Annotated in this window: 21 protein-coding genes; 9 read left to right on the forward strand and 12 right to left on the reverse strand. The window is 66.3% G+C overall.

Annotated features, from left to right (window positions below; genetic code table 11):
* Positions 1 to 2: 2 nt before the first annotated feature.
* Entirely contained in the window at positions 3 to 1,304 is a 1,302-nt protein-coding gene (locus NWF24_RS12340; protein ID WP_258354404.1) for an MFS transporter, read from the forward strand.
* Here NWF24_RS12340 and NWF24_RS12345 read toward each other — a convergent pair.
* The 7 genes from NWF24_RS12345 to proV all read right to left on the reverse strand — a co-directional run bounded on the left by NWF24_RS12345 (position 1,301) and on the right by proV (position 10,221).
* Positions 1,301 to 3,481 carry an Ig-like domain-containing protein gene (locus NWF24_RS12345; protein ID WP_258354405.1) on the reverse strand — a complete coding sequence of 727 codons (2,181 nt, stop codon included), beginning with the start codon at positions 3,479 to 3,481 and terminating at the stop codon, positions 1,301 to 1,303. The two genes, NWF24_RS12340 and NWF24_RS12345, sit on opposite strands and share 4 nt — an antisense overlap.
* A gap of 88 nt (positions 3,482 to 3,569) precedes the next feature.
* Positions 3,570 to 4,349: a hypothetical protein gene (locus NWF24_RS12350; RefSeq protein ID WP_258354406.1), complete on the reverse strand. Its 780-nt coding sequence runs from the start codon at positions 4,347 to 4,349 to the stop codon at positions 3,570 to 3,572.
* A gap of 13 nt (positions 4,350 to 4,362) precedes the next feature.
* Positions 4,363 to 5,154: a glutamate racemase gene (murI, locus tag NWF24_RS12355; protein ID WP_258354407.1), complete on the reverse strand. Its 792-nt coding sequence runs from the start codon at positions 5,152 to 5,154 to the stop codon at positions 4,363 to 4,365.
* Positions 5,151 to 6,704 carry a fumarate hydratase gene (locus NWF24_RS12360; protein ID WP_093056461.1) on the reverse strand — a complete coding sequence of 518 codons (1,554 nt, stop codon included), beginning with the start codon at positions 6,702 to 6,704 and terminating at the stop codon, positions 5,151 to 5,153. Before NWF24_RS12360 ends, murI begins: the two co-directional genes overlap by 4 nt.
* Before the next feature lie 57 nt (positions 6,705 to 6,761).
* Positions 6,762 to 7,778: a glycine betaine/L-proline ABC transporter substrate-binding protein ProX gene (gene proX, locus NWF24_RS12365; protein WP_258354408.1), complete on the reverse strand. Its 1,017-nt coding sequence runs from the start codon at positions 7,776 to 7,778 to the stop codon at positions 6,762 to 6,764.
* Positions 7,779 to 7,800: 22 nt separating this feature from the next.
* Positions 7,801 to 8,946: a glycine betaine/L-proline ABC transporter permease ProW gene (proW, locus tag NWF24_RS12370; protein WP_258354409.1), complete on the reverse strand. Its 1,146-nt coding sequence runs from the start codon at positions 8,944 to 8,946 to the stop codon at positions 7,801 to 7,803.
* A 21-nt stretch (positions 8,947 to 8,967) separates the two neighbouring features.
* Positions 8,968 to 10,221: a glycine betaine/L-proline ABC transporter ATP-binding protein ProV gene (gene proV, locus NWF24_RS12375; protein ID WP_258354410.1), complete on the reverse strand. Its 1,254-nt coding sequence runs from the start codon at positions 10,219 to 10,221 to the stop codon at positions 8,968 to 8,970.
* Positions 10,222 to 10,744: 523 nt separating this feature from the next.
* Between proV and fumC the strand changes: the two genes are divergently transcribed.
* On the forward strand, positions 10,745 to 12,142 hold the full coding sequence (gene fumC, locus NWF24_RS12380) for a class II fumarate hydratase (protein WP_258354411.1): 1,398 nt from the start codon (positions 10,745 to 10,747) through the stop codon (positions 12,140 to 12,142).
* Positions 12,143 to 12,189: 47 nt separating this feature from the next.
* Here the strand turns inward: fumC and NWF24_RS12385 are convergent, their stop codons facing one another.
* Positions 12,190 to 12,807 (reverse strand): NAD(P)-dependent oxidoreductase, encoded by a 618-nt coding sequence (locus tag NWF24_RS12385; RefSeq protein ID WP_258354412.1) that lies wholly within the window; start codon positions 12,805 to 12,807, stop codon positions 12,190 to 12,192.
* Between the two features lie 113 nt (positions 12,808 to 12,920).
* On the opposite strand from NWF24_RS12385, the gene NWF24_RS12390 reads away from it, so the two are divergent.
* Positions 12,921 to 13,838, forward strand: coding sequence for a LysR family transcriptional regulator (locus NWF24_RS12390; protein ID WP_258354413.1), 918 nt, complete (start codon positions 12,921 to 12,923; stop codon positions 13,836 to 13,838).
* Between the two features lie 10 nt (positions 13,839 to 13,848).
* Here NWF24_RS12390 and NWF24_RS12395 read toward each other — a convergent pair whose 3' ends face one another.
* A complete protein-coding gene (locus NWF24_RS12395) occupies positions 13,849 to 14,484 on the reverse strand; it encodes a YqhA family protein (protein ID WP_258354414.1) in 636 nt (211 codons plus the stop codon).
* A gap of 157 nt (positions 14,485 to 14,641) precedes the next feature.
* Here NWF24_RS12395 and acs point away from each other — a divergent pair, with 157 nt between their 5' ends.
* A complete protein-coding gene (acs, locus tag NWF24_RS12400; RefSeq protein WP_258354415.1) occupies positions 14,642 to 16,639 on the forward strand; it encodes an acetate--CoA ligase in 1,998 nt (665 codons plus the stop codon).
* 139 nt (positions 16,640 to 16,778) lie between these two features.
* Positions 16,779 to 17,279: a LapA family protein gene (locus NWF24_RS12405; RefSeq protein WP_258354416.1), complete on the forward strand. Its 501-nt coding sequence runs from the start codon at positions 16,779 to 16,781 to the stop codon at positions 17,277 to 17,279.
* 18 nt (positions 17,280 to 17,297) lie between these two features.
* Here the strand turns inward: NWF24_RS12405 and NWF24_RS12410 are convergent, their stop codons facing one another.
* Positions 17,298 to 17,612 (reverse strand): c-type cytochrome, encoded by a 315-nt coding sequence (locus NWF24_RS12410; RefSeq protein WP_258354417.1) that lies wholly within the window; start codon positions 17,610 to 17,612, stop codon positions 17,298 to 17,300.
* A 108-nt stretch (positions 17,613 to 17,720) separates the two neighbouring features.
* Here NWF24_RS12410 and NWF24_RS12415 point away from each other — a divergent pair, with 108 nt between their 5' ends.
* Positions 17,721 to 17,975, forward strand: coding sequence for a TIGR04438 family Trp-rich protein (locus NWF24_RS12415; protein WP_258354418.1), 255 nt, complete (start codon positions 17,721 to 17,723; stop codon positions 17,973 to 17,975).
* Between the two features lie 52 nt (positions 17,976 to 18,027).
* Positions 18,028 to 18,861: a DUF3592 domain-containing protein gene (locus NWF24_RS12420; protein ID WP_258354419.1), complete on the forward strand. Its 834-nt coding sequence runs from the start codon at positions 18,028 to 18,030 to the stop codon at positions 18,859 to 18,861.
* 10 nt (positions 18,862 to 18,871) lie between these two features.
* On the opposite strand, the gene ilvD is transcribed toward NWF24_RS12420, so the two are convergent.
* Positions 18,872 to 20,566, reverse strand: coding sequence for a dihydroxy-acid dehydratase (gene ilvD / locus NWF24_RS12425; protein WP_258354420.1), 1,695 nt, complete (start codon positions 20,564 to 20,566; stop codon positions 18,872 to 18,874).
* A 101-nt stretch (positions 20,567 to 20,667) separates the two neighbouring features.
* On the opposite strand from ilvD, the gene NWF24_RS12430 reads away from it, so the two are divergent.
* Entirely contained in the window at positions 20,668 to 21,612 is a 945-nt protein-coding gene (locus NWF24_RS12430) for a LysR family transcriptional regulator (RefSeq protein WP_258354421.1), read from the forward strand.
* 24 nt (positions 21,613 to 21,636) lie between these two features.
* On the opposite strand, the gene NWF24_RS12435 is transcribed toward NWF24_RS12430, so the two are convergent.
* The gene (locus tag NWF24_RS12435) at positions 21,637 to 22,581 is read right to left on the reverse strand and encodes a LysR substrate-binding domain-containing protein (RefSeq protein ID WP_258354422.1); all 945 of its coding nucleotides are present in this window, start codon (positions 22,579 to 22,581) and stop codon (positions 21,637 to 21,639) included.
* A 125-nt stretch (positions 22,582 to 22,706) separates the two neighbouring features.
* Here NWF24_RS12435 and NWF24_RS12440 point away from each other — a divergent pair, with 125 nt between their 5' ends.
* On the forward strand, positions 22,707 to 23,480 hold the full coding sequence (locus tag NWF24_RS12440; protein WP_258354423.1) for an SDR family oxidoreductase: 774 nt from the start codon (positions 22,707 to 22,709) through the stop codon (positions 23,478 to 23,480).
* Positions 23,481 to 23,504 lie beyond the last annotated feature (24 nt).

A 23,504-nucleotide genomic window follows, 5' to 3' on the forward strand; every position in this document is an offset into this window, starting at 1 on the left:
GCATGGCCCTGTTTCCCGCCTCCGCGCTGCGTCCGGGCGTTCGCAAGCGCGAGGTCTTCGGCTGGGCGATGTACGACTTCGCCAACTCGGGCTACACCACGGTCGTCATCACGGCCGTGTTCGCCGCCTACTTCGTGGGTGGCATCGCCAAGGGCGCCCCGTGGGCCGCCTTCGCATGGACGGCGGCGCTCAGTACCTCCTACGCGATCGTGATGCTCACGATGCCAGCCATCGGCGCCTGGGCCGACTTGCGCGCGGCCAAGAAGCGGGTGCTCGTTTTCGCGACTGTCGGCTGCGTCTTCGCTACAGCGGCGCTTGCCATCACGCCGGGTTTTTCGGGCGCGTCCGGCGTCGCGCTGGCGATGGCGCTGGTGATCGTCTCCAATGCTTTCTATTCCTACGGCGAATCCCTCACGGGCGCCTTCCTGCCCGAGCTCGCCACGGCTGAGGGCATGGGCAAGGTCAGCGGATGGGGCTGGGCCTTCGGCTACGTCGGCGGCATGCTGGCGCTGGGTATCTGCCTGGCCTATGTGTTGTGGTCGCAATCGAAGGGCTTGCCGGCAGCGCATTTCGTGCCGGTGACGATGCTGATCACGGCAGTCATCTACGGTGGAGCCGCTTGCGTCACTTTCATGTTGCTGCCTGAGCGTGCAACGCCCCAGACGGCTCGCGCGGAGCAGGGCGGTGCATGGCAGCAGCTCCGCGCCACATACCGGCAGGCCCGGGCCTATCGCGACTTCATGTGGCTGCTGGCCTGCACGGTTTGCTACCAGGGCGGCGTGGCGGTTGCCATCACGCTCGCGGCAATCTACGCGGAACAGGTGATCGGCTTCGTTGCGAGCGAAACCATGGTGCTGATCTTCGTGCTCAATATCGCGGCGGCGCTTGGCGCCTTCAGCTTCGGCTACGTCCAAGACCGCGTCGGCCACAAGGTCTCGCTGGCCGGCACGCTGGTCGCCTGGATCGCGGTCTGCGTGATCGCCGCGCTGGTGACGACCAAGGGCGGCTTCTGGTGGGCGGCCGCCATCGCCGGGTTGGCCATGGGATCGAGTCAATCGGCCGGCCGCGCCATGACGGGCTATCTGGCGCCGCCGCAACAGCTCGCGGAGTTCTTCGGGCTCTGGACCTTCGCGACACGGCTGGCGAGCATCATCGGCCCGCTGAGCTTCGGCGCCATCACGTGGATGACCGGCGGCAACCAGCGCATCGCGATCTTGTCGACCGCGGTGCTGTTTGTGGCGGGGCTGTTGCTGCTGCTGCCGATCGATATGCAGCGCGGCCGCGAGGCCGCGCTACGCAGTTAAAACAGGCTGTTGTTCGTCAGAGGCCAGCCAGTGCCGCTCTGGGACTTCCAGTTGGCCGTGTTCTTCACGCTCGCGGCGAAGTTCGCGATGTCGGTCGACGTCGGCGATGCTGGCAGCATCGGGCCGTTGTAGAGCACGTCGAACTTGTCCACGAAGCTGATCGCGGCGCCCGCGGCCGTCAAGCTGGTGGGAATGGCGTCCGAGTTGGGCACCGGCCCCAGTGTGATGCTGGCCAGGTAGGTTCCCACACCGCTGATCGTGCCGGCAGTGCCGGTGCCCAGGCCGGCGATGGTGCCGCCGACAAAGGCGTAGATCGTTTCGTAACTCGCGCTGATGCCGCCTCCCGCGCCCTGCACGGTGCCGATGTTGGCGATCGGATTCGTGTTCTTCACATCCGGCTGGATGGTCACGATGGTGCCCGCCGGCAGGCTGCGGTCGGCGGTCCAGACGAAGGCGCTCTCGTTGGTGATGCCGTTGAAGTCGGTGGCGGTGCGGTCGCGGTCGGTGAACACGATGTTCGTGCCCGTGTCCATCGGCTTGAGCAGCACGAAGGCGAACGCGTCGGTCTTGTCGGCGTTCGCGCCAACGAAGAGGATGTCGCCGGCGGCCAGCGCGGGTGGCGCGCTGGTGGTGAAGCTCAGCGTGGTCGCGTCGGCGATGCCGGCGTAGGCATTGTCCTTGGCATCCGTGATTGCATTGGCATCCACGGTCACGTAGTAGCCGGTCGACGATGCCAGCGGTTGGCTTGGCGTCAGCGTGATCGTGTTGAACGCGCGCTGCACGCTCGCGGCTGGGCTGCTGGCCGAGAAGCTCTCGACCACCGTACCGTCGGTCTTGTGCAGCACGAGGTTGCCTGCGCCCAGGCGCACGCCTTCGTTGAAGCTCAGCGTGATTTTCGCGTTTGCGCCGACGCTGCCGTCCGAGGCCTTGGGCGAGGCGCTGCGCAGCACCGGGCCGGCGGTGTCGACCCAGGGCTGGCCCAGGCGCACGACGAAACCGTCGAACTTCTGGTCGGCTGGCGCCAGGTCCTTCGAGGCGTCTGTCTGGCCCGGCCAGACGGTGTCGCCGTTGTCCAGCAGCAGTTGCACTTGGGTGCCTGCCGTTACCGGGCCGGGCACTTCGACGGTCGATTCGAAGCTGCCGCCCGTGTTCTTGCGCAGCTTGTCGAGGTCGTTCGACAGCTCGACCGGTGCGCTGTCCGGGTTGCCGTTCCATGCGAAGAGTGCGAAGTTGCGGTCGACGTCCGCGCTGGCGGCGCCCGCAGGGCCAGCGACGATCAGGTAGTTGCCATCGGTGCCCTTGTCGATCGAACGGATGCCGCGACCCCCGAGCTCCAGTTCGATGGGGGCGCCGAATGTGGCCTGCGTGGCCGTGCCCGCGACCAACGCGGCGTAGTTCTGCACCGGCACGATGAGCGCCTTCGCGCGCGTGGAAGTGCCGGTCTGCGGTGCGCGGAAGCCGAGCCACAGGGCGCTGTCGCCCGGCGCGCTGGTCATGCCCTCGATTGAGAAGCCGTCGACCCGTTCGGGCACGATGCCGGCCCCGGCCGATAGGGCGAAGCCGAGATAGTTGGCGCCCAGGCCGTGGCCGTTGGCGACGTCCCAGGCCACGAGTTGAGCTTCAAGCGCCGAAAATTGGCCGACATAGGTGAAGGCGGTGGTGGCCCCCGTGCCCGTGACTTTCACGGCGAACAGGTGCGAACGGTCGGGCGCGTCGCTGCCGTCTTTCTTGTTGCTGTTGGAGCCGGTGAGGTATAGCGTGTCGCCGATGCGCGTGCCGGCTTCGAGGTCGAGTTCCTTGCCGAGCTTCGGCCCTTCGAGTTCGTAACTCCATTCCTTCACCGCGGCCCCGCCGGCGCGCGGATAGACGCGCAGCACGTTGGCCTCGTCGTCGGCCACGAGCATGAAGCCGTCGGGCAGGGCGAAGGCGGTTGATGCATCCGACGAGCCCTCTGTCGTGCCTGCGTTGGGCGTGAACTGGGCTTTGGAAACGAGCTGGTCCGGCTCGGAGGCCGGTGGCTGAGTCGCCGGTGGCGCAACCGTCGTTGGCGGCGTGGTCGGAAAGAAGCTGCCGCCTCCGTCACTACCGCCGCCGCATGCAGCCAGCAGCACGGACAGGGCACTGGCGAGCAGCATGGGCTTGAAGGGAATGCGGGGGGGAGTGACGAGAGAGTTCATGGTGCGCGATTGTTGTTTTGGACAAACCGCGCATGCTGTTACTTTCGTGTGACGGCACCGTGAAAAACGGCGCCAATTCAGCTGCCCGTCAGGGCGTCTGTTGCTGCAGAGATTTCGGCACTTTGAACCGCTCGCCGTCGTAGCGCAGCGTGACGGTGTTGAACTTTGCAGGCAGTGCCTTCTCCACGCAGCCCTGGTCTTCCTGCTCCTGCGCGCGGCTCTGCAGCAGCGTGCGGGACAACTGCAGATCGGCAAAGCCGTTGCTGCTGCCCTTGCCAATCGACAACATGGTGCGCAGCTTCTCGAAGTGGCCGGTGCAGGTGGAGTCCCACCCGCCGTGGTCATGGTCGAGCTCGATCTCCTGCAGCACCTGGCGCAACTGCTTGCCGTGGTGAACATAGAGCCGCACGGTCTCGCTGGCCAGCGGGCTGCCGGGCGCGTTGCTGCCGCGGTAGCGCACGCGCAGGCCGAAGGCGCGGGCCTCGGGCGACAGCACGTAGCGCGAGGTGTCGATGCGGATGTCCTGGATCGACGTGGTGGCGTCTTCGTCGAGCGCCTCGGGCTGCACGAGCCGGCCGATGACGGTGTCGCGATCGGTATTGCCGTTGTCGGGGCGCTGGATCAGCAGGATTTCCAGGTCGAAGACCTTGGCGCCCCGGTCGGTGGTTTCGCGTGGCATCGGCAGCACGACGATGCTGCGTCCGGGAAAAGCCGGCCATACCTTGCAGGCGGCAAGCCGCTCGTCGAGCGGGCGATTGGGATGCAGCTTGGCGTGCATGCGCTCGGCCAGTCCGCTCTCGCAGGCCGCGTGGCTCAGGCCGGCGGCCGAGAGGCACAGGAGGAGGGCGGCGTGGCGCAGGAGACGCATGACTCGGACCAGGTCAGGTCGTGGCCGCAGCAGAGGGGAGCCCGAGCCATCGCGCGGCTGCGGCTTCGAGCACGGCGACGTCGCCGCTGCTCTGCAGCAGCAGGCCACCGCCGCCGCTGTCCGCAAGCTGGCCCGCCGCGGTCAACAGGCGCCGCGTCTGCTGCGCGACCGGCACGCCTGTGTCGATGAAGCGCAGCGTGGCCGGTGCATGCCGGCGCAGCTCGTCTTTCACGAGTGGGTAGTGGGTGCATCCGAGCACCACTGTGTCGACTTCTCCGGGCGCATCGCCGAAGGGGCCGGCCTCGGCCATGTAGCGCTCGCACAGTGCCGCGATGCCTGCCGAGTCGAAGCCTTCGATGGCCTTCACGAGCCCGTCGCAGGGCACGGGACGGACATCGGCCGACCCGGCGAACGAGGCGCGCAGCGTGGCGTACTTGGCGCTGGCCAGCGTGCCGCGCGTGGCCATCACAGAGATGCATCCCGTGCGGCTCGCAGCCACCGCGGGCTTGAGGCCAGGTTCCAGCCCGACGATCGGCAGGTCGGGATTCTCGGCGCGCATCAGATGGATGGCGGCTGTGGTGGCCGTGTTGCAGGCCACCACGAGCGCCTTGATGCCGTGCTCGCGCCGCAGGTGTTCGACCACCGCGCGCGAGCGCTCGATCACATAGGCGTCTCCGCGTTCGCCGTACGGCGCATAGGCCGTGTCGGCGAAGTACACGAAGCGTTCGTGCGGCAGCTCGGCCCGCAGCGCGGCCAGCACGCTGAGTCCGCCGACTCCGCTGTCGAAGACGCCTACAGCGCTCAAGCTTCTTCCATCATGATGGTCTTGAACTCGCCGCTGGCGATGCGCTTCTGCCACTCGGCCGGGCCGGTGATGTGCGCGCTGGTGCCGCCGGCATCGACCGCCACCGTCACGGGCATGTCGACCACGTCGAATTCATAGATGGCTTCCATGCCCAGGTCCTCGAAGCCCACGACCTTGGCCGTCTTGATGGCCTTGCTCACGAGGTAGGCAGCGCCGCCCACGGCCATGAGGTAGGCGCTCTTGTGCTTCTTGATGGCCTCGATGGCGACGGGGCCGCGCTCGGCCTTGCCGATCATCGCGATCAGGCCGGTTTGGGCCAGCATCATCTCGGTGAAGCCGTCCATGCGCGTGGCTGTGGTCGGGCCGGCGGGGCCCACGGCTTCGTCGCCCACCGGGTCGACCGGACCGACGTAGTAGATGACGCGGTTGGTGAAGTCCACCGGCAGCTTCTCGCCCTTGGCCAGCATGTCCTGGATGCGCTTGTGCGCGGCGTCGCGGCCGGTGAGCATCTTGCCGTTGAGCAGCAAGGTGTCGCCCGGCTTCCAGCTTGCCACTTCGGCAGGCGTGAGCTTGTCGAGGTCGACGCGCTTGCTCTTCTTTTCGTCAGGCGCCCAGTTCACGTCGGGCCACAGGTCGAGCGACGGCGGGTCGAGGTAGACCGGGCCGCTGCCGTCCATCGTGAAGTGCGCGTGGCGGGTGGCCGCGCAGTTGGGGATCATCGCAACGGGCTTGCTCGCCGCGTGCGTCGGGTACATCTGGATCTTGACGTCGAGCACGGTGGCCAGGCCACCCAGGCCCTGTGCGCCGATGCCCAGCGCGTTGACCTTCTCGTACAGCTCGATGCGCAGCGCCTCGACCTTGCTCAGCTCGGCGCCCGACTTCTTCTTGGCCTGCAGCTCGTGCATGTCGAGGTCGTCCATCAGGCTTTCCTTGGCCATCAGCGCGGCCTTCTCGGCCGTGCCGCCGATGCCGATGCCCAGCATGCCCGGCGGGCACCAGCCGGCGCCCATGGTCGGCACGGTCTTGAGCACCCAGTCGACCACGCTGTCGCCGGGGTTCAGCATGACCAGCTTGCTCTTGTTCTCGCTGCCGCCGCCCTTGGCCGCGACCGTCACCTCGACGGTGTTGCCCGGCACGATCTCGGTGAAGATCACCGCGGGCGTGTTGTCCTTGGTGTTCTTGCGGTCGAACTGCGGATCGGCCACGACCGAGGCGCGCAGCGTGTTGTCGGGGTGGTTGTAGCCGCGGCGCACGCCTTCGTTGATGGCGTCGTCGAGGCTGCCGGTGAAGCCGCCCCAGCGCACGTCCATGCCCACCTTGAGGAACACGTTGACGATGCCGGTGTCCTGGCAGATCGGGCGCTGGCCCGTGGCGCTCATCTTGCTGTTGGTCAGGATCTGCGCGATGGCGTCCTTGGCCGCGGGGCTCTGCTCGCGCTCGTAGGCGCGGGCCAGGTGGGCGATGTAGTCGGCGGGGTGGTAGTAGCTGATGTACTGCAGCGCGGCGCTGATCGATTCGATCAGGTCGGCCTGCTGGATCGTGGTCGTCATGGTGGGGGGAGTTTTTTTGGAGTGTGAAACGCCCCCCGATTATCTCAGCCGACGCGCCTACCGCGCTGCGGCTCGGGCTTGCTCTATCCAGCCGTCGAACAGCGGGCGGTGCACCCGGATCCACCCGTCGGTGTGGCGTTCCACGTCCTGCTGCGTGTTGGCGCCCTGGCTCATGCGCAGGTTCTGGGCATTGATGTCGCCGATCGGCAGCTTCATCACCTCGAAGAGCTTGGCCGCGGCCGGGTTCTTCTCGGCGAAGGCCCGGTTGGCGACGATCTGCTCCTGGTTGGCCTGGAAGCCGTAGTTCTTGCCGTTGGGCAGCTGCGTATCGACGTTGCCGCCCTGCGAGGAACCTTGCGATGAAGAGAAGGGCACCTGCAGCCACACCACGTCCGCGCCCGGGCGAAGCACGGCGCTCACCCAGTAGGGCGTCCACGTGTAGTACAGCACCGGCTTGTCTTGCTTGAAGCGGGCGATGGTGTCGGCCATCAGCGCGGCGTAGCTGCCCTGCTTGTGCGTGACGGTGTCGCGCAGCTGGTAGGCCGTCAGGTGGTTCTCGATGGCCAGCTCGCAGCCCCAGCCCGGGTTGCAGCCCGTGAGGTCGGCCTTGCCGTCGCCGTCTGCGTCGAACAGCTTCGCAATCGCCGGGTCCTTCAGCTGAGCGATGTTCGTGATGCCGTACTGCTCGGCCGTCTTGCGGTCGATCAGGTAGCCCTGCACGGCGCCGTCCGAGTACACGCCCTTGCGCCACAGTTTGGCGTCGCCGCCGCTGTTCTTGTAGAAGTCGGCGTGCAGCAGGCTCCAGTGGTTGGCCATGAAAGTGGCGTCGCCGTTGGCAATGGCCAGGTGCTCGGTGGCGGGCTCCAGGTCTTTCATGGGCTCGACGGTGTAGCCGAGCTTTTCGAGCGCGCGCATCACCAGCAGCGTCTGGAAGGCTTCTTCCGCGAGCGAGCTTTTCAGCGGCTGCACGGTGATGCCCTTGCCGGGCAGGTCGTTGGCAGCATGGGCGGCCATGCCCGAGGCCACGAAGGCGAGGGCCAGCAGGCCACGTGCGATGAAACTGGTTTTCTTCATGCGTTGTGTTCCTCCGTGTGGTTTATTGCGCTTGCGTGGACAAGGCGGGAACCGGCTGGTTGCCCGGTTGCGAAGGCGAACCCACGAGGCGCTGCAGCACTCGCAGCGCGAAGCCAACCGGCCCGGTGTGCCACCAGCGGCGGCCAGCGCTGCGGCGCGACTTGCCCATGGCCTGCGTCAGCCGGTCCAGCGAGATCGCCAGCAGCACGATGCCCAGCCCGCCCACGGTCGCCAGGCCCATGTCGAGCCGGCCGATGCCGCGCAGCACCATCTGGCCCAGGCCGCCCACGGCGATCATCGATGCGATGACGACCATCGACAGCGACAGCATCAGCGCCTGGTTGATGCCCGCCATGATCGACGGCATGGCCAGCGGCAATTGCACCTTCACCAACATCTGCCAGGGCGAGGCGCCGTAGGCGCGCGCGGCCTCGATGAGGTCGGGGCGCACCTGGCGCAGGCCGAGGTTGGTCAGGCGCACCAGCGGCGCCAGCGCGAAGATGATCGTCACGATCACGCCCGGCACGTTGCCGATGCCGAACAGCATCACCACCGGCACGAGGTACACGAACGCTGGCGTGGTCTGCATCGCGTCGAGCACCGGCCGCATGATTCGCTGAGCCCGGTCGCTGCTGGCCAGCAGCACACCCAGCGGCAGGCCGATGACCATGCAGAACACGAGCGAGGTCAGCACCAGCGACAGCGTCACCATCGCCTCGGGCCAGATGCCGAGCATGGCCACGAGCAGCAGCGCCACCGTGGTGCCGATGGCCAGCGCGCGGCCGGCGAACTGCCAGGCGAAGAGGCCGATGAGGGCGATCATTGCCAGCGTGGGCAGGCCGGTGAGGAGACCCTGCACCCAGTTCAGCGTGCTGTCGATAGGCAGGCGCACGGTCTGGAAGAAAGGGCGGAAGTGCTCGACCACCCAGCCTAGGCCCTGGTTGATCCACGATTCGACAGGGAGCGAGCCGTCCCACAGGCGGTGCAGCTGGAAGCCGCTGGTGGCGGCTTCGGCTTGTCCCGCAAGTTGGTGGGCGGCGTTCACCGGCGCGTCGAGCCAGGCGCTGGTGGCCGAGGTGTCGGGCGCGGCCGAGAGCGCTTCCCACGGATCAACGAAGGCGGGGGCTGCAGGCGTGTTCAGGTCGGAAGGAAGTGTGTTGTCGTTCATCGTTCAAGGTCCTTCGTGAATTCAGTGCGGCTCGGCGGCGAGCGCGGGGGCGGCGTTGGGCAAGACGGGCTCGATCGGCGGCGTGTCGCGGTCGAGGAACTTGAGCAGCGTCGTCTTGCTGATCGCGCCGCAGAAGCGGCCGTCGCTCGCCACCACCGGCAGCGCACACGGCGCCTGCGCGAGCTGGCCGATCAGGCCTGCCACCGGGGCTTCGGCGTCGATGCGTGGCAGCTCGTTGAGGAACGCGTGCTGCAGCCCCAGCGGGCCCGAATGCCCATCGAGCGCGCCGCGCAGCGTGTCCGCCGACACCACGCCGAGGAAGCGCTTGTTGGGGCTCGTCACGTAGGCGAAGTCGCGGTCCTGGTCTTCCAGCAGCTTGAGCGCCGCACGTGCACCGCGCTCGGGGTGCTCGCACACCACGGTGAGCGACTTGCGCGCGATGTCGCCCGCCTTGAAGACAGCCGCCGCGTCCACGCCGCGCACGAAGCTGCGCACGTAGTCGTTGGCGGGGCTGCGCAAAATCTCGTCGGGCGTGCCGACCTGGATCACCTGGCCGTCTTTCATGATCGCGATGCGGTCGCCGATGCGCATGGCTTCGTCGAGGTCGTGCGAAATGAAGACGATGGTGCGGCGCTGCTCCTGCTGCAGCCGCAGCAGCTCCGATTGCATCTCGGTGCGGATGATCGGGTCGAGGGCCGAGAAGGCCTCGTCCATCAGCAGGATCGACGGGTCCGAGGCCAGCGCCCGCGCCAGGCCCACGCGCTGCTGCATGCCGCCCGAGAGCTCGTCGGGGTAGCTGTCGCCCCAGCCCGCCAGGCCCACTTGCGCGAGCGCCTTGTCAGCCTGCGCCAGGCGGTCTTTCTTGTTCGTGCCCGAGAGTTCGAGGCCGAACGCGGTGTTCTCGCGCACCGTCATGTGCGGCATCAGCGCGAACGACTGGAACACCATGCTGATGTCCTTGCGGCGCAGCGCGCGCAGCTTGGTGTCGGAGTGCTCGTTGATGTCCGCGCCGTCGATCACGATGCGGCCCGCGGTCGGCTCGATCAGCCGGTTGAGCAGGCGCACCAGCGTCGACTTGCCCGAACCCGAGAGACCCATGATGACGAAGATTTCTCCGGCCTGGATTTCGAAGGTGGCGTCGAACACGCCGATCGACTGGCCGGTGCGCGCCAGGATTTCCTTCTTGGAAAAACCTTGCCGGACCAGCTCCAGGGCTTGTTCGGGCTCGTCGCCGAACACCTTGAAGACATGGTCGATGAGAATTCCTTTGGCCATACGTCGGGGCTCCTTTGGTGAGGGGTTGACAGATCGCCACCCCCGCAAGGGCGACGCGACCACGCCCCCAGCCCATTGGATGGGCTGCCGACAGGCACTGAAGACGACATGGCGACGAAGCCAGTGCCCGCCGGATGCTTCATTCGCTGGGCAACGGGCCTGGTCGAGGGGCGCCGCCTGGATGAGCGTGACGTGGCAATGGGGACGGAAAAGATCCGGCCGGTTTGCCGGGCTGGGCCCGGCGGGAGAACCTTGCACCGCGACGGGATTCGGAGATCCGCGAGTAGTGAAGGGGGACCTGCAAGTTCAAGAGAGCGGAGAACCCGAACTCATCATGACTTGTTGGTCGTCAGAAGCCTTCGATCATAACTTTTTGACATGATGCGGTCAAGGCGGGAGGCGTATCGTGATGTCAGCGGCCAGCCAATGGCCCCGTCAGATGCGAGCTATTCCTATTGGCCGATACTCGGGCTCGCGCCCGCCGAGCGGCGCGACCTTTCATGATCCTGCGGAGCTTTTTCTCATGACGACTTCCCCCAAGACCCGTGCCGAGCGCGATACCTTCGGACCGATCGACGTGCCGGCCGACAAGCTGTGGGGCGCGCAAACGCAGCGCTCGCTGCAGAACTTCGACATCTCCGGCGAACAGCAGCCACGCGAGATCATCAAGGCGCTGGCGCAGGTCAAGCGCGCATCGGCCGTGGTCAACCACGCGCTGGGCCTGCAGGACGAAAAGAAGACCAAGGCCATCGTGGCGGCCGCCGACGAAGTCATTGCCGGCAAGCACCCGGGCGAGTTCCCGCTGGTGGTCTGGCAGACCGGCTCGGGCACGCAGACCAACATGAACGTCAACGAGGTGCTGGCCAACCGCGCCAGCGAAATCCTCGGTGGCGAGCGCGGCGAAGGTCGCCTCGTGCACCCGAACGACGATGTGAACCGCAGCCAGTCGAGCAACGACGTGTTCCCGACTGCCATGCATGTGGCCGCCGTCGAGGCCATCACGCATAAGCTGCTGCCGGCCATTGCCAAGCTGCGCGGCACGCTCCAGCAGAAGTCGAAGGACTTCGCGGATATCGTGAAGATCGGCCGCACTCACCTGCAGGACGCCACGCCCCTCACGCTGGGCCAGGAGTTCTCGGGATACGTGGCGCAACTGGCGCACGGAGAGGCGCATGTGCGCGCCGCGCTGCCGCACCTGAGCGAACTGGCGCTGGGCGGCACGGCCGTCGGCACCGGGCTCAACGCGCCCAAGGGCTACGCAGAGCAAGTCGCGGCCGAACTGGCGAAGCTCACGGGCCTGCCATTCGTGACCGCGCCGAACAAGTTCGAAGCCATGGCCAGCGTCGACGCGCTGGTGCACGCCCACGGCGCGCTGAAGACGCTCGCCGCCAGCATGAACAAGATCGCCAACGACGTGCGCTGGCTCGCGAGCGGCCCGCGCAGCGGCATCGGCGAACTGAGCATTCCCGAGAACGAACCGGGCTCGTCGATCATGCCGGGCAAGGTCAACCCGACCCAGAGCGAGGCTGTCACGATGCTGGCCGCGCAGGTGTTCGGCAACGACGTGGCCATCAACATCGGCGGCGCCTCGGGCAACTTCGAGCTGAACGTGTTCCGTCCGATGGTGGCGCACAACTTCCTGCAGAGCGTGCGCCTGCTGGCCGACGGCATGGTGAGCTTCAACGACCACTGCGCAGTGGGCATTGAGCCGAACCGCGAACGCATCACCGAGCTGGTGCAGCGTTCGCTGATGCTGGTGACGGCACTGAACACGCACATCGGCTACGACAAGTCGGCCTACATTGCGAAGAAGGCGCACAAGGAAGGCACGAGCCTGCGCGAAGCGGCGATTGCCTCGGGGCACCTCACGGCCGAACAGTTCGACCAGTGGGTGGTGCCGGAGAACATGACTGGCCGTTGATTCGGTCAGCCTATTAAAAAAGGACCCTCGTCGGGTCCTTTTTTGTTTCAGTAGCCGATCGTGTATCGCTGACGGGAGTGCGCCGGCTTTTCAAGCTCGTCGATGAACGCGATTGCGTAGTCCTCGAAGGTGATCCAGCTGCGGCCTTCGGCGCTCACCAGCAGGTCGTCCTTGCCCAGGCGGAACTTGCCTGTGCGCTCGCCTTCGACGAACTCGGCTGAGGGCGAAAGGAAGGTCCAGTCGAGTTCCTTCTCGTTGCGCAGAGCATCGAGGAACACGCCGCCGGCCGAGGCTTCGGCGCGGTAGGCATCGGGGAAGTTCGGCGTGTCGATCACCTTCAGGCCGGGCGCCGCGAACAGGCTGCCGGCACCGCCGACCACCAGCAGGCGCTTCACGCCCGCGCGCTTGACCGGCTCGATGATGGCCGCGGGCGGCACGGTGGAGAAGTGCGCGGCGCTGAACACGGCGTCATGGCCGGCCAGCGCTTTTTCGAGCGCTGTGCCATCGAGCACGTCGAGATCAATGGCCTTCACGTTGGCGCGGCCTGCCAGCTTGTCGCTGGCCTTGCGGGCGATGGCCGTGACGGTGTGGCCGCGACGCAGGGCTTCTTCCAGAAGGCGGCCGCCGGCGCGTCCGGTGGCGCCGATGATGGCGATGTGGCTCATGAGTGACTCCTGTGAAAGATCGAAAGATCGGATGGGATGAACCGCATCTTAGGTTTCTGGTTTCGAAAGAAATACCTCGATTTGCGCGCTTGTTTATTCCTAAAATCGTTCGAATGGACCGATTGAATGCAATGCGCGTGTTCGTGAACGTGGTCGATTCGGGCAGCCTTTCGGCCGCCGCCGACAAGCTCGACATGTCCCGCCCGGTGGTCACGCGCTACGTGGCCGAACTGGAACAATGGACCGGCGCGCGCCTGCTGCACCGCACGACGCGCCGCCTCAGCCTCACCGCCGCAGGCGAAGAACTGCTGCCGCGTTGCCGCCAGGTGCTGGAACTCACGGGCGACATGCAGGCCGCGGTGCGGCATCCGGCCGAGGCGCCGCGGGGGCAATTGCGCATCACCACCGGAACCTCGTTTGCGCAGGCACAACTGGCCGACGCGATTGCCGACTATGTGCGGCTCTATCCGGCCGTGATGGTCGACCTGGTGCTGCTGGATCGAACCGTCAACCTCGTGGACGAGCGCATCGACCTCGCGATTCGTACGGCGGCGGAGATCGACCCCAATCTGATTGCGCGCCGGCTCACCACGTGCCGATCGGTGGTTTGCGCCTCACCGGCCTATCTGAAGGAGCACGGAAAACCCCTGCGCGTGGAAGAGCTTGCCCAGCGCAACTGCCTCACGCATTCCTACTTTGGACGCAGCCTCTGGAACTTCACGCGCAAGGACAACGGGGAGCCGGTGTCCGTGGCCGTGGATGGCAATGTCTCCGCCAACGACGCGGCGAGCCTGATGTACCTGGCAAGGGCAGGGGCCGGCATCGCGATGCTGCCGACCTATCTCACGTCGGAGTTGCTGCAGGAGGGCGAACTGGTGCGCCTTTTCGGCGATTTCGAGCCGCAGGTGGTGGGCATGTATGCCGTGTACGCCTCTCGCAAGCACATGCCGGCCACCTTGCGCACGATGCTCGACTTCCTGGCCGAGCGATTCACCGAAGTGCCTGCGTGGGACGCGCCGCACGCAGGCTAGGAGGCAAGGCTCAGTGGCCGTCGCCGGCGTGAGGCGCCGGGGCCATCAGCCGGTCGGTGTAGGCAATGGCCATTGCCGAGAACAGGAAGGCGATGTGGATCACGGTCTGCGCGATCAGCACGCGGTCGGTGTAGTTGTCCGCGTTGATGAAAGTCTTCAGCAGGTGAATGGAGCTGATGCCGATGATGGCGGTGGCCAGCTTCACCTTGAGCACCGAGGCGTTCACGTGGCTCAGCCATTCGGGCTGGTCGCGATGGCCTTCGAGATCCATGCGGCTCACGAAGGTCTCGTAGCCGCCCACGATCACCATGATGAGCAGATTCGAGATCATCACCACGTCGATCAGCGCCAGCACCACCAGCATGATCACCGTCTCGTTCAGTGTGCCGACCGGCGCCGTGGTCTTGTAGCCGATGCTGGTGATGAGCGCCTGCAGCGCTTCCTTGCTGCCGAACGCGGCCTCGACCAGATGCAGCAGTTCGACCAGGAAGTGCACCACGTACACCGCCTGTGCAACGATCAGCCCCAGGTACAGCGGCAGCTGCAGCCAGCGGCTCGCAAAGATCAGCTTGGGCAGGGGGCGCAGCGGTGAAGCGCGGGCTGGTACGGGCGGGTTCCGGGTGTCGAAAGGTTCGGGAGCGGACATCGGCAAGGCGGTGGTTGGGGACCGGGGATTCTAGAGGTGCCCCCGTGACGCACTCGTGATAACCCCGAGAACTAACATCTGACCTTCGCGAGCCCGTCAGTGACCCGTAAGTGGACCCGTCGACATTACGGCCGCACCTATCCAGGAGACATAGAGCATGAGCAGCGCATCGAAGAACATTGAATCCGTCCTGGTCGAGAACCGCGTGTTCCCGCCCGACGCCCGCGCCACGCAGGGCGCCCGCATTTCCGGCATGGCCGCCTACGAGGCCCTGTGCAAGGAGGCCGAGCAGGATTTCGAAGGGTTCTGGACCCGCCTGGCCAAGGACAACCTGGACTGGACCAAGCCCTTCACGAAGACACTCGACGAGTCGAAGGCACCGTTCTACGAGTGGTTCGGCGACGGCGAGCTCAACGCCAGCGCCAACTGCCTCGACAGGCACATCGGCACCCCGGTCGAGAACAAGACGGCTATCGTCTTCGAAGCCGACGACGGCACCGTCACCAACGTCACCTACAAGGAACTGCTCGCCCGCGTGAGCCAGTTCGCCAACGCGCTGAAGGCGCAGGGCATCCAGAAGGGCGACCGCGTCGTCATCTACATGCCGATGACGGTCGAGGGCGTGATCGCCATGCAGGCCTGCGCGCGCATCGGCGCTACCCACAGCGTGGTGTTCGGCGGCTTCTCGGCCAAGGCGCTGCAGGAGCGCATCATCGACGCGGGCGCGGTGGCGGTCATCACGGCCAACTACCAACTGCGAGGCGGCAAGGAACTGCCGCTCAAGGCCATCGTGGACGACGGCATCGCGCTTGGCGGCTGCGAATCGATCAAGACTGTGTTCGTGTACGAGCGCACGCCCACCGCTTGGAACCGTGTCGAAGGTCGCGACAAGACCTTTGCCGAAGCGCTGAAAGGCCAGAGCACCGATTGCCCGCCCGTGCCGGTCAACGCCGAGCACCCGCTCTTCATCCTCTACACCTCGGGTTCCACCGGCAAACCCAAGGGCGTGCAGCACGCCACCGGCGGCTACCTGCTGTGGGCCAGGCTCACGATGGACTGGACCTTCGACATCCGCCCCGAAGACGTGTTCTGGTGCACGGCCGACATCGGCTGGATCACCGGCCACACCTACGTTGCCTACGGTCCGCTCGCGGCCGGCGCCACGCAGGTGGTGTTCGAAGGCATTCCGACCTTCCCGCACGCGGGCCGCTTCTGGCAGATGATCGAGAAGCACAAGGTCAGCGTGTTCTACACCGCGCCCACCGCGATCCGCTCGCTCATCAAGGCGGCCGAGGGCGACGAAAAGGTGCACCCGAAGAACTGGGACCTCACGAGCCTGCGCATCCTCGGTTCGGTCGGCGAGCCGATCAATCCCGAGGCGTGGATGTGGTACCACCGCAATATCGGCGGCGAGCGTTGCCCCATCGTCGACACCTTCTGGCAGACCGAGACCGGCGGCCACGTGATCACGCCGCTGCCGGGCGCCACGCCGCTGGTGCCGGGTTCTTGTACGCTGCCGCTGCCGGGCATCATGGCCGCCATCGTCGACGAGACCGGCAAGGACTTGCCCAATGGCGCGGGCGGCATGCTGGTCATCAAGCGGCCGTGGCCCTCGATGATCCGCACGATCTGGAACGACCCCGAGCGTTTCAAGAAGAGCTACTTCCCCGAGGAGATGGGCGGCACGATCTACCTTGCTGGCGACGGTGCGGTGCGCAGCGCGGACCGAGGCTACTTCCGCATCACCGGTCGCATCGACGACGTGCTGAACGTGTCGGGCCACCGCCTGGGCACGATGGAAATCGAATCGGCGCTGGTGTCCAAGACCGACCTCGTGGCCGAAGCAGCCGTGGTGGGCCGGCCCGATGACGTGACGGGCGAGGCGGTGTGCGCCTTCGTCGTGCTCAAGCGCGCCCGTCCGACCGGCGAGGAAGCCAAGCAGATCGCCAACGAACTGCGTGCCTGGGTCGCAAAGGAAATCGGCCCCATCGCCAAGCCCAAGGACATCCGCTTCGGCGACAACCTGCCCAAGACGCGCAGCGGCAAGATCATGCGGCGCCTGCTGCGCAGCATCGCCAAGGGCGAGGCGATCACGCAGGACACATCGACGCTCGAAAATCCCGCGATCCTCGAACAGTTGTCACAGACCAACTGACCGGTACTGTAGGACATGGCCGTCTATGCGGCCATCTGCGCCGAACAGAGCTCTTCGCTGAGGTAAAACCGTCGCAACCACCGTGCGCCTCGACGCGCACGGGTTTTCGACGTGTTCGATCTTTCCGAAGGAGGCCCCCATGGGCGTGAGATCCGCTTTTCTTTTTGTCATCGTGCTGCTCATCGCGGCGCTTGCTGCGCTGAACTGGGGCACGTTGTCTGCATCCACCGACGTGTGGCTGGGCTTCATGACCGTCTCGGCGCCGCTGGGCCTGATCATGCTGGGCCTGACGGTGGTGCTGGCAGCATTCTTTCTCGTGTACGTGCTGTATCTGCACAGCTCGGTGCTCATCGACACCAAGCGCCACACCAAGGAAATGCAGGTCCAGCGCGACTTGGCGGACAAGGCCGAAGCCTCGCGCTTCACCGAGCTGCGCAACTTCCTGGAGGCGCAGGAGAACAAGCACATGGCGCAGAACGCTGACCGTCAGGCGGCGATGCTGGCGCGCCTGGATCAGCTCGAAACCGCGATCCGCCTGCGCTCGGATCAGACCGACAACACCGTGGCCGCCCATATCGGCCAGCTCGAAGACCGCATCGAACGCCGGCCGGTGCCGGCGGACATCAACCCGCAGGCGTGATGCCTCTTCGGGTGCTGCCTACTTCGTCGACAGCACCCACGCCGCGAGCTTCTTCGCGTCGGCTTCGCTGACCTGGTTGTTCGCCGGCATCGGCACCGGTCCCCACACGCCGGAGCCGCCCTTCATGATCTTGCTGGCAAGGGTGTCGGCGGCGCCCTTGTCGTCCTTGTACTTGGCGGCCACGTCCTTGAACGACGGGCCGAGCACCTTGCGCTCGACCGCATGGCAGCTCATGCAGTTCTTCGAAGTCGCCAGGGCCAGGTCTGCGAAGGCGGGCGCGGCGAGTGCTACGAGGCCGAGGCCCAGAGCAGCCGACAACAAGACTCTTTTCATGGGGGATCTATTTGGTAAGGGCTGAGTTACATTCGACTCAACGCGATTGTAGGTAGCACCGTGCACGGCGTACGGATGCGTTGCCAGTACGACCCGGAGGGATTCGCAATGTGGTTTCTGGCATTGGGCCTGCTTGGACTGGCCCTCAAGTATTTCGAAGTGGGCATGGTTGCTGGCTGGAGCTGGTGGATCGTGCTGTCTCCGTTTGCAATGGCTGTCGCGTGGTGGGCCTGGGCCGATTCGTCGGGCTATACCAAGCGCAAGGTCATCGAGCGGGAAGAGCGGCGCAAGCAGGACCGCATCGACCGCCAGAAGACCAATATGGGCATGAAGACCAGCAACGGGCAGCGCCCGCGCCGGTGAGTCAGCTCCATCGGTTGAAGTCCCGGCACCGCATGCATCAAGCAGAAGTGTCATGGACGAAGAAGCCACCACCCACGCGCTGATCGTCTTCGGACTGTCCCTGCTGGTCGGTCCGGCCCTCGGCGGGCTTGTGGGGTGGCTCAAGAGCTTTTTCTGGGGCGTGGGTGTCGGGGCGCTGGTGATCGGCTTGGCCGGCCTCTACGGCGCGGCCACCATCGGCTGGCACCGCTATCAGTCGATTGCCGGAACCACCAGCGTGCAGGGCAGCCTGGTCGAGTTCGTCGACGAACAAAGCAAGGACAGCAACGGCCGCACGACGGTATCGCGCGCGCCCATCGTCGAATACACCGCATCCGACGGGGAGAAGCGCCGCGTCAAGGGGCTGGGCGGCGGCCTGTCGGGCAAGGAGTGGGGCGACGCGGTGGAGGTGCGCTACAGCGTGGCCGATCCCTCGAAGGCGCTGGTGGCCGATTTCCAGAACATGTGGGGCGGGGTCTGGGGGCTCGGCATCTTCGGTGCGTTTCCGAGCATGTTCGGCCTGTTCTTCATCGGCATGGCGCTGAAGGAGGGGCGCAGCAGATACGGCTACGGCAGCAGGCCACCACCGGTGCGCGAGCCCACGCCTGGGCAGAAGCGCTGGCGTACGCGCGGCACCGTGCTCGCCAACATCGTCTTCCTGGCCGGCTTCGCGCTGGTGTTTCTCTATCCCGACCCGGAACCGATGAAACAGTTCGGCGCGGGCTTCATGACCATCGGCGCCGGCGCCATGCTGCACTTTCTCGTGCAAAGCCTGCCGCCGGCACTGGAGTTCCAGGCCCGAAGCATCCTCGCGATCGTAGGCCTCGGGTTTCTGGCCTTCGGCTACGGCGCGTGGATGATGGCCTGACTGGCGGATTTCAGAACTTGTCGAGCACCGCGCCCGAACTCGCGCTCGAGGCGTTGAACGCGAATTTCGCCTGCACGCCGCGCGTGTAGCGCGGTGCCGGAGCCTTCCAGCCTTCGCGGCGCTTGGCGATCTCGGCCTCGGACACGTTCAGTTCGAGCTTGAGTTCGTGTGCGTCGATGGTGATCGAGTCGCCCTCGTTCACGAAGGCGATGGTGCCGCCGGCTGCGGCTTCAGGCGCCACGTGGCCCACCACCATGCCCCAGGTACCGCCCGAGAAGCGGCCGTCGGTGATCAGACCCACGCTTTCGCCGAGACCCGCGCCGATCAGCGCACCGGTCGGTGCCAGCATCTCGGGCATGCCCGGTCCGCCCTTGGGGCCGAGGTAGCGCAGCACCATCACGTCGCCGGCCTTGATCTTGCCGTCGAGGATGGCCTTGAGCGCCGACTGCTCGTCGTCGAACACGCGTGCCGGGCCGGTGATGACCGGGTTCTTCAGGCCGGTGATCTTGGCGACCGCACCTTCGGGCGACAGGTTGCCCTTCAGGATGGCGAGGTGGCCTTCGGCGTACATGGGCTTGTCGATGGGGCGGATCACGTCCTGGTCGGCGCGCGGCACGTCGGGCACATCTTTCAGCACTTCGGCGATGGTCTGGCCGCTGATGGTGATGCAGTCGCCGTGCAGCAGGCCGGCTTTCAGCAGCACCTTCATCACTTGCGGAATGCCGCCGGCCTGGTGCAGGTCGACCGCGAGGTATTTGCCCGAGGGCTTCAGGTCGCAGATCACCGGCACCTTCTTGCGCATGCGCTCGAAGTCGTCGATGGTCCATTCGACCTCGGCCGCGTGCGCGATGGCCAGGAAGTGCAGCACCGCGTTGGTCGAGCCGCCCGTGGCCATGATGACCGCCACCGCGTTCTCGATGGCCTTCTTGGTCACGATGTCGCGCGGCTTCAGGTCTTTCTTGATCGCCTCGATCAGCACCTTGGCCGATTCCTTGGCCGAGTTGGCCTTTTCGTCGTGCGGGTTGGCCATCGTCGACGAGTAGGGCAGCGAGATGCCCAGCGCCTCGAATGCGCTGGACATGGTGTTAGCCGTGTACATGCCGCCGCACGAGCCGGTGCCGGGAATGGCGCGTCTCTCGATCTCGTGCAGGTCTTCGTCGCTCATGTTGCCGGCGGCGTTCTGGCCCACGGCCTCGAACACGCTCACGATGTTCAGGTCCTGGCCCTTGTAGCGGCCCGGCAGGATGGTGCCGCCGTAGACGTAGATGGCCGGCACGTTGGCGCGCAGCATGCCCATGAGGCCGCCGGGCATGTTCTTGTCGCAGCCGCCGACCACCAGCACGCCGTCCATCCACTGGCCGCCCACGCAGGTTTCGATGCAGTCGGAGATGACTTCGCGGCTGACCAGCGAGTACTTCATGCCCTCGGTGCCCATGGCCATGCCGTCGGAGATGGTGGGGGTGCCGAACACCTGCGCGTTGCCGCCAGCTTCCTCGATGCCCGCGATGGCCGCGTCGGCCAGCTTCTGCAGGCCCGAGTTGCAGGGCGTGATGGTGCTGTGGCCGTTGGCGACGCCGACCATCGGCTTCTTGAAGTCGCCTTCTTCGTAGCCCATGGCGTAGAACATCGAGCGGTTGGGCGCGCGGCTCTTGCCTTCGACGATGTTGGCGCTGCGGCGGTTGATCTGGATTGGCTTGGTGTCCATGGTGTCTCTTCTATCGTGGGGAGATCGGGGGAGCCCAAGTATCGGACTTCTGATTGATTGCTTCCAATCCATTTTCAAGAACAGATTGATATGCTCGGCATATGAATGAAGCCCTGATCGACCTGCGGGCCTGGCGCCAGTTCGTCGCCGTGGCCGAAGAGCTGCACTTCGGCCGCGCCGCGCTGCGGCTGCACATGACGCAGCCACCGGTCACGCAAGCCATTGCCCAGCTCGAGAAGACGCTGGGCGTGGTGCTGTTCGACCGCACCCGGCGGCGCGTGGCGCTCACGCCGGCCGGTGAGGCTCTGCTGCCCGATGTGCGCGAGCTGCTGGCTCGCGCGCAGGCGCTGCCGGCAAGGGCACGTGCAGCAGCGGCGGGGCAGGTGGGGCGCGTGCGCATCGCCTTCGTCTCGACCGTCGGCTTCGAGCAGTTGCCGGCCTGGGTGCGCGAGTTCCGCGTGCTGTGCCCTGAGGTGGCGCTGGAGCTGGTCGAGGCCACCGGCGATGTGCAGCTCGAAGCCTTCGCACGTGGCGAGATCGACGCGGGGCTGATGCTGCATTCGCCCGGTGCGGCGCCGCCCGGGCTGGCCCGGTTGCCGGTGGAGGAAGAGGCGCTGGTGCTGGCCCTGCCGGCGCAGCACCGGCTCGCTCGCGCGCGGCCCGTGCCGCTGGCGGAGGTGCTGGCCGAGCCATTGGTGATCTTTCCGCGCCGCATCGTGCCCTCGCTGCACGACGCGGTCTTCGACCTCTATCACGCGGCCGGCCGCGTGCCGCAGGTGGCGCAGGAGGCAATCCAGATGCAGACCATCGTCAATCTGGTGTCGGGCGGCATCGGCGTTGCCTGGGTGCCGCACAGCGTGATGCAGTTCCGGCGCGCGGGCGTCGTCTACCGGCAGGTCGACGAGTTCAAGGGTGTGGGGCGGCGTCGTGTGGTGTTGCCGGCCTGCGAAACAAGCCTCGTGTGGCCCGCACAGGCCGCGCATCCGGCGCTGGCGCGCTTCGTGGCATTCGTGCGCGAGCGCACGGCGCGGGCCCAAGAGAAATAGCGGGCAGGGCGCCTGCCTTTGCCTCTATCTGCGCGATGCCCGCGCGCCACCTGTCTTCGAAGTAGCTCGCGGGTCGAGCGAATCGGAGAGCAGGGTTTCGAGCCAACCCGCGAAGGCCTGCACACGCCGCGACAGGTTGCGCCGGTGCGGGTACACGAGCTGCACCGGCAACGGCTCGGCGCGTGAGTCGGGCAGTACCTCGACCAGCTCGCCGGCCGCGAGGTGCTCGCGCACGTCGTATGCCGGAATCTGGATCAGGCCCAGGCCGGCCAGTGCGCAGGCGATGTAGGTCTCGGCATTGTTCGCCGCCACCTGGCTGCGCATGCGCAAGCTCGCGGTTTCGCCGTCGCGTTGCCATTCCCACGGTGCCGCACGCCCGCTGGTCGGCGAGGCGTAGTTGACGGCCATGTGCTGCGGCAGATCGGCGGGTGTGCGCGGCGTGCCGTGGCGCGTCAGGTAGGCCGGGCTCGCGCAGTTGATCAGCGTGAAATGCCCGAGCGGCCGTGCCACCAGGCTGCTGCTGGCCAGCGGCCCCACGCGCAGTGCGCAGTCGACACCTTCGAGCACGAGATCCACCGCGCGGTCGCTGGAGCCCAGTTCGAGCTCGATGGCCGGGTGGCGCTCGAAGAAGCCCGGCAACGCCGGCGCGATCAGCCGCCGCGCGATGCGGCTCGGCACGTCGACCTTGAGCCGTCCGCTCACCTGGCCATGCGCGGGCAGGAACTGCTGCTCCATGTCTTCCATGTCGGCGACCAGCGCGCGGGCGCGCTCCAGCATCACTTCGCCGTCGGGCGTGAGGCCCACGCGGCGCGTGGTCCGGTGCAGCAGGCGCGAGCCGAGACGGGTTTCGAGCTGCTGCACGGCCGTCGAGATGGTCGCGCGCGGCAGGCCCAGGCGATCGGCTGCGCGCGTGAAGCTGCCGGCTTCGGCCACGCGCACGAAAACCTGGAGGAGGTCGATGCGGTCCATGGAATTGCCGAGATTGTTCGTGAATTAATGAACAGTCTAGCCTTGGATAGGTGATTTATCTGCCATGTACTGATCAATAGACTGAATGCTCCGTCACGCATCACCCTCTGCAAAGGAGTCCATTCATGTCCGCACGCACTCTCAAGAACAAGGTCGTCGTCATCGCCGGCGGTGGCAAGAACCTCGGCGCCCTTATCGGCCATCAGATGGTCGACGGCGGTGCCCGTGGCGTCGCCATTCACTACAACAGCGATTCCTCGCGCGCCGACGCCGAGAAAACCGCCGCCGCGCTCAAGGCCAAGGGCGCCGACACGCTGCTGGTGCAGGGCGATCTCTCAGTGGTCGACAACAGCGTGAAGCTGTTCGACCAGGCGGTGAAGCATTTCGGGCAGGTCGACATCGCCATCAACACCGCCGGTGTCGTCATCAAGAAGCCGATCCTCGACGTCACCGAAGCCGACTACGACAAGAGCTTCGACGCCAACGCCAAGGCTGCCTTCTTCTTCATCCAGCAGGCCGGCCGCACGCTGGCCGACGGCGGCAGCATCGTCACGCTGGTGAGTTCGCTGCTGGCGGCCTACACGCCGTTCTATGCGATCTACCCGGGCTCGAAGGCGGCGGTGGAGCACTACACGCGCGCCGCGTCGAAGGAGTTCGGCGATCGCGGCATCTCGGTCAACGCGATCGGCCCCGGGCCCATGGACACGCCGTTCTTCTACGGGCAGGAGAGCAAGGAGGCCGTGGAATATCACAGCAGCGCCGCCGCGCTCAGCAAGTTCTCGAAGAAGGGCCTGACCGACATCGAGGACATCGCGCCCATCGTGCGCTTCCTCGTCACCGAAGGCTGGTGGATCACCGGGCAGACGATTTTTGCCAACGGCGGCTACACCACGCGCTGATCCGGCAAGATGCCGCCTGGAGGA

This window comes from Variovorax paradoxus (genome assembly GCF_024734665.1).
In the GTDB taxonomy this organism is placed as follows: domain Bacteria; phylum Pseudomonadota; class Gammaproteobacteria; order Burkholderiales; family Burkholderiaceae_C; genus Variovorax.

Bases quoted from the DNA above. Each gene is read 5' to 3' on its own strand.
- NWF24_RS12405 (WP_258354416.1), top strand. From the start codon at position 16,779: ATGGGCGTGAGATCCGCTTTTCTTTTTGTCATCGTGCTGCTCATCGCG.
- NWF24_RS12390 (WP_258354413.1), top strand. From the start codon at position 12,921: ATGGACCGATTGAATGCAATGCGCGTGTTCGTGAACGTGGTCGATTCG.
- ilvD (WP_258354420.1), bottom strand. From the start codon at position 20,566: ATGGACACCAAGCCAATCCAGATCAACCGCCGCAGCGCCAACATCGTC.
- proV (WP_258354410.1), bottom strand. From the start codon at position 10,221: ATGGCCAAAGGAATTCTCATCGACCATGTCTTCAAGGTGTTCGGCGAC.
- NWF24_RS12435 (WP_258354422.1), bottom strand. From the start codon at position 22,581: ATGGACCGCATCGACCTCCTCCAGGTTTTCGTGCGCGTGGCCGAAGCC.
- NWF24_RS12350 (WP_258354406.1), bottom strand. From the start codon at position 4,349: ATGCGTCTCCTGCGCCACGCCGCCCTCCTCCTGTGCCTCTCGGCCGCC.
- NWF24_RS12410 (WP_258354417.1), bottom strand. From the start codon at position 17,612: ATGAAAAGAGTCTTGTTGTCGGCTGCTCTGGGCCTCGGCCTCGTAGCA.
- NWF24_RS12420 (WP_258354419.1), top strand. From the start codon at position 18,028: ATGGACGAAGAAGCCACCACCCACGCGCTGATCGTCTTCGGACTGTCC.
- NWF24_RS12415 (WP_258354418.1), top strand. From the start codon at position 17,721: ATGTGGTTTCTGGCATTGGGCCTGCTTGGACTGGCCCTCAAGTATTTC.
- NWF24_RS12430 (WP_258354421.1), top strand. From the start codon at position 20,668: ATGAATGAAGCCCTGATCGACCTGCGGGCCTGGCGCCAGTTCGTCGCC.
- NWF24_RS12395 (WP_258354414.1), bottom strand. From the start codon at position 14,484: ATGTCCGCTCCCGAACCTTTCGACACCCGGAACCCGCCCGTACCAGCC.
- proW (WP_258354409.1), bottom strand. From the start codon at position 8,946: ATGAACGACAACACACTTCCTTCCGACCTGAACACGCCTGCAGCCCCC.
- NWF24_RS12340 (WP_258354404.1), top strand. From the start codon at position 3: ATGGCCCTGTTTCCCGCCTCCGCGCTGCGTCCGGGCGTTCGCAAGCGC.
- NWF24_RS12440 (WP_258354423.1), top strand. From the start codon at position 22,707: ATGTCCGCACGCACTCTCAAGAACAAGGTCGTCGTCATCGCCGGCGGT.
- NWF24_RS12345 (WP_258354405.1), bottom strand. From the start codon at position 3,481: ATGAACTCTCTCGTCACTCCCCCCCGCATTCCCTTCAAGCCCATGCTG.
- acs (WP_258354415.1), top strand. From the start codon at position 14,642: ATGAGCAGCGCATCGAAGAACATTGAATCCGTCCTGGTCGAGAACCGC.
- fumC (WP_258354411.1), top strand. From the start codon at position 10,745: ATGACGACTTCCCCCAAGACCCGTGCCGAGCGCGATACCTTCGGACCG.
- proX (WP_258354408.1), bottom strand. From the start codon at position 7,778: ATGAAGAAAACCAGTTTCATCGCACGTGGCCTGCTGGCCCTCGCCTTC.
- NWF24_RS12360 (WP_093056461.1), bottom strand. From the start codon at position 6,704: ATGACGACCACGATCCAGCAGGCCGACCTGATCGAATCGATCAGCGCC.
- NWF24_RS12385 (WP_258354412.1), bottom strand. From the start codon at position 12,807: ATGAGCCACATCGCCATCATCGGCGCCACCGGACGCGCCGGCGGCCGC.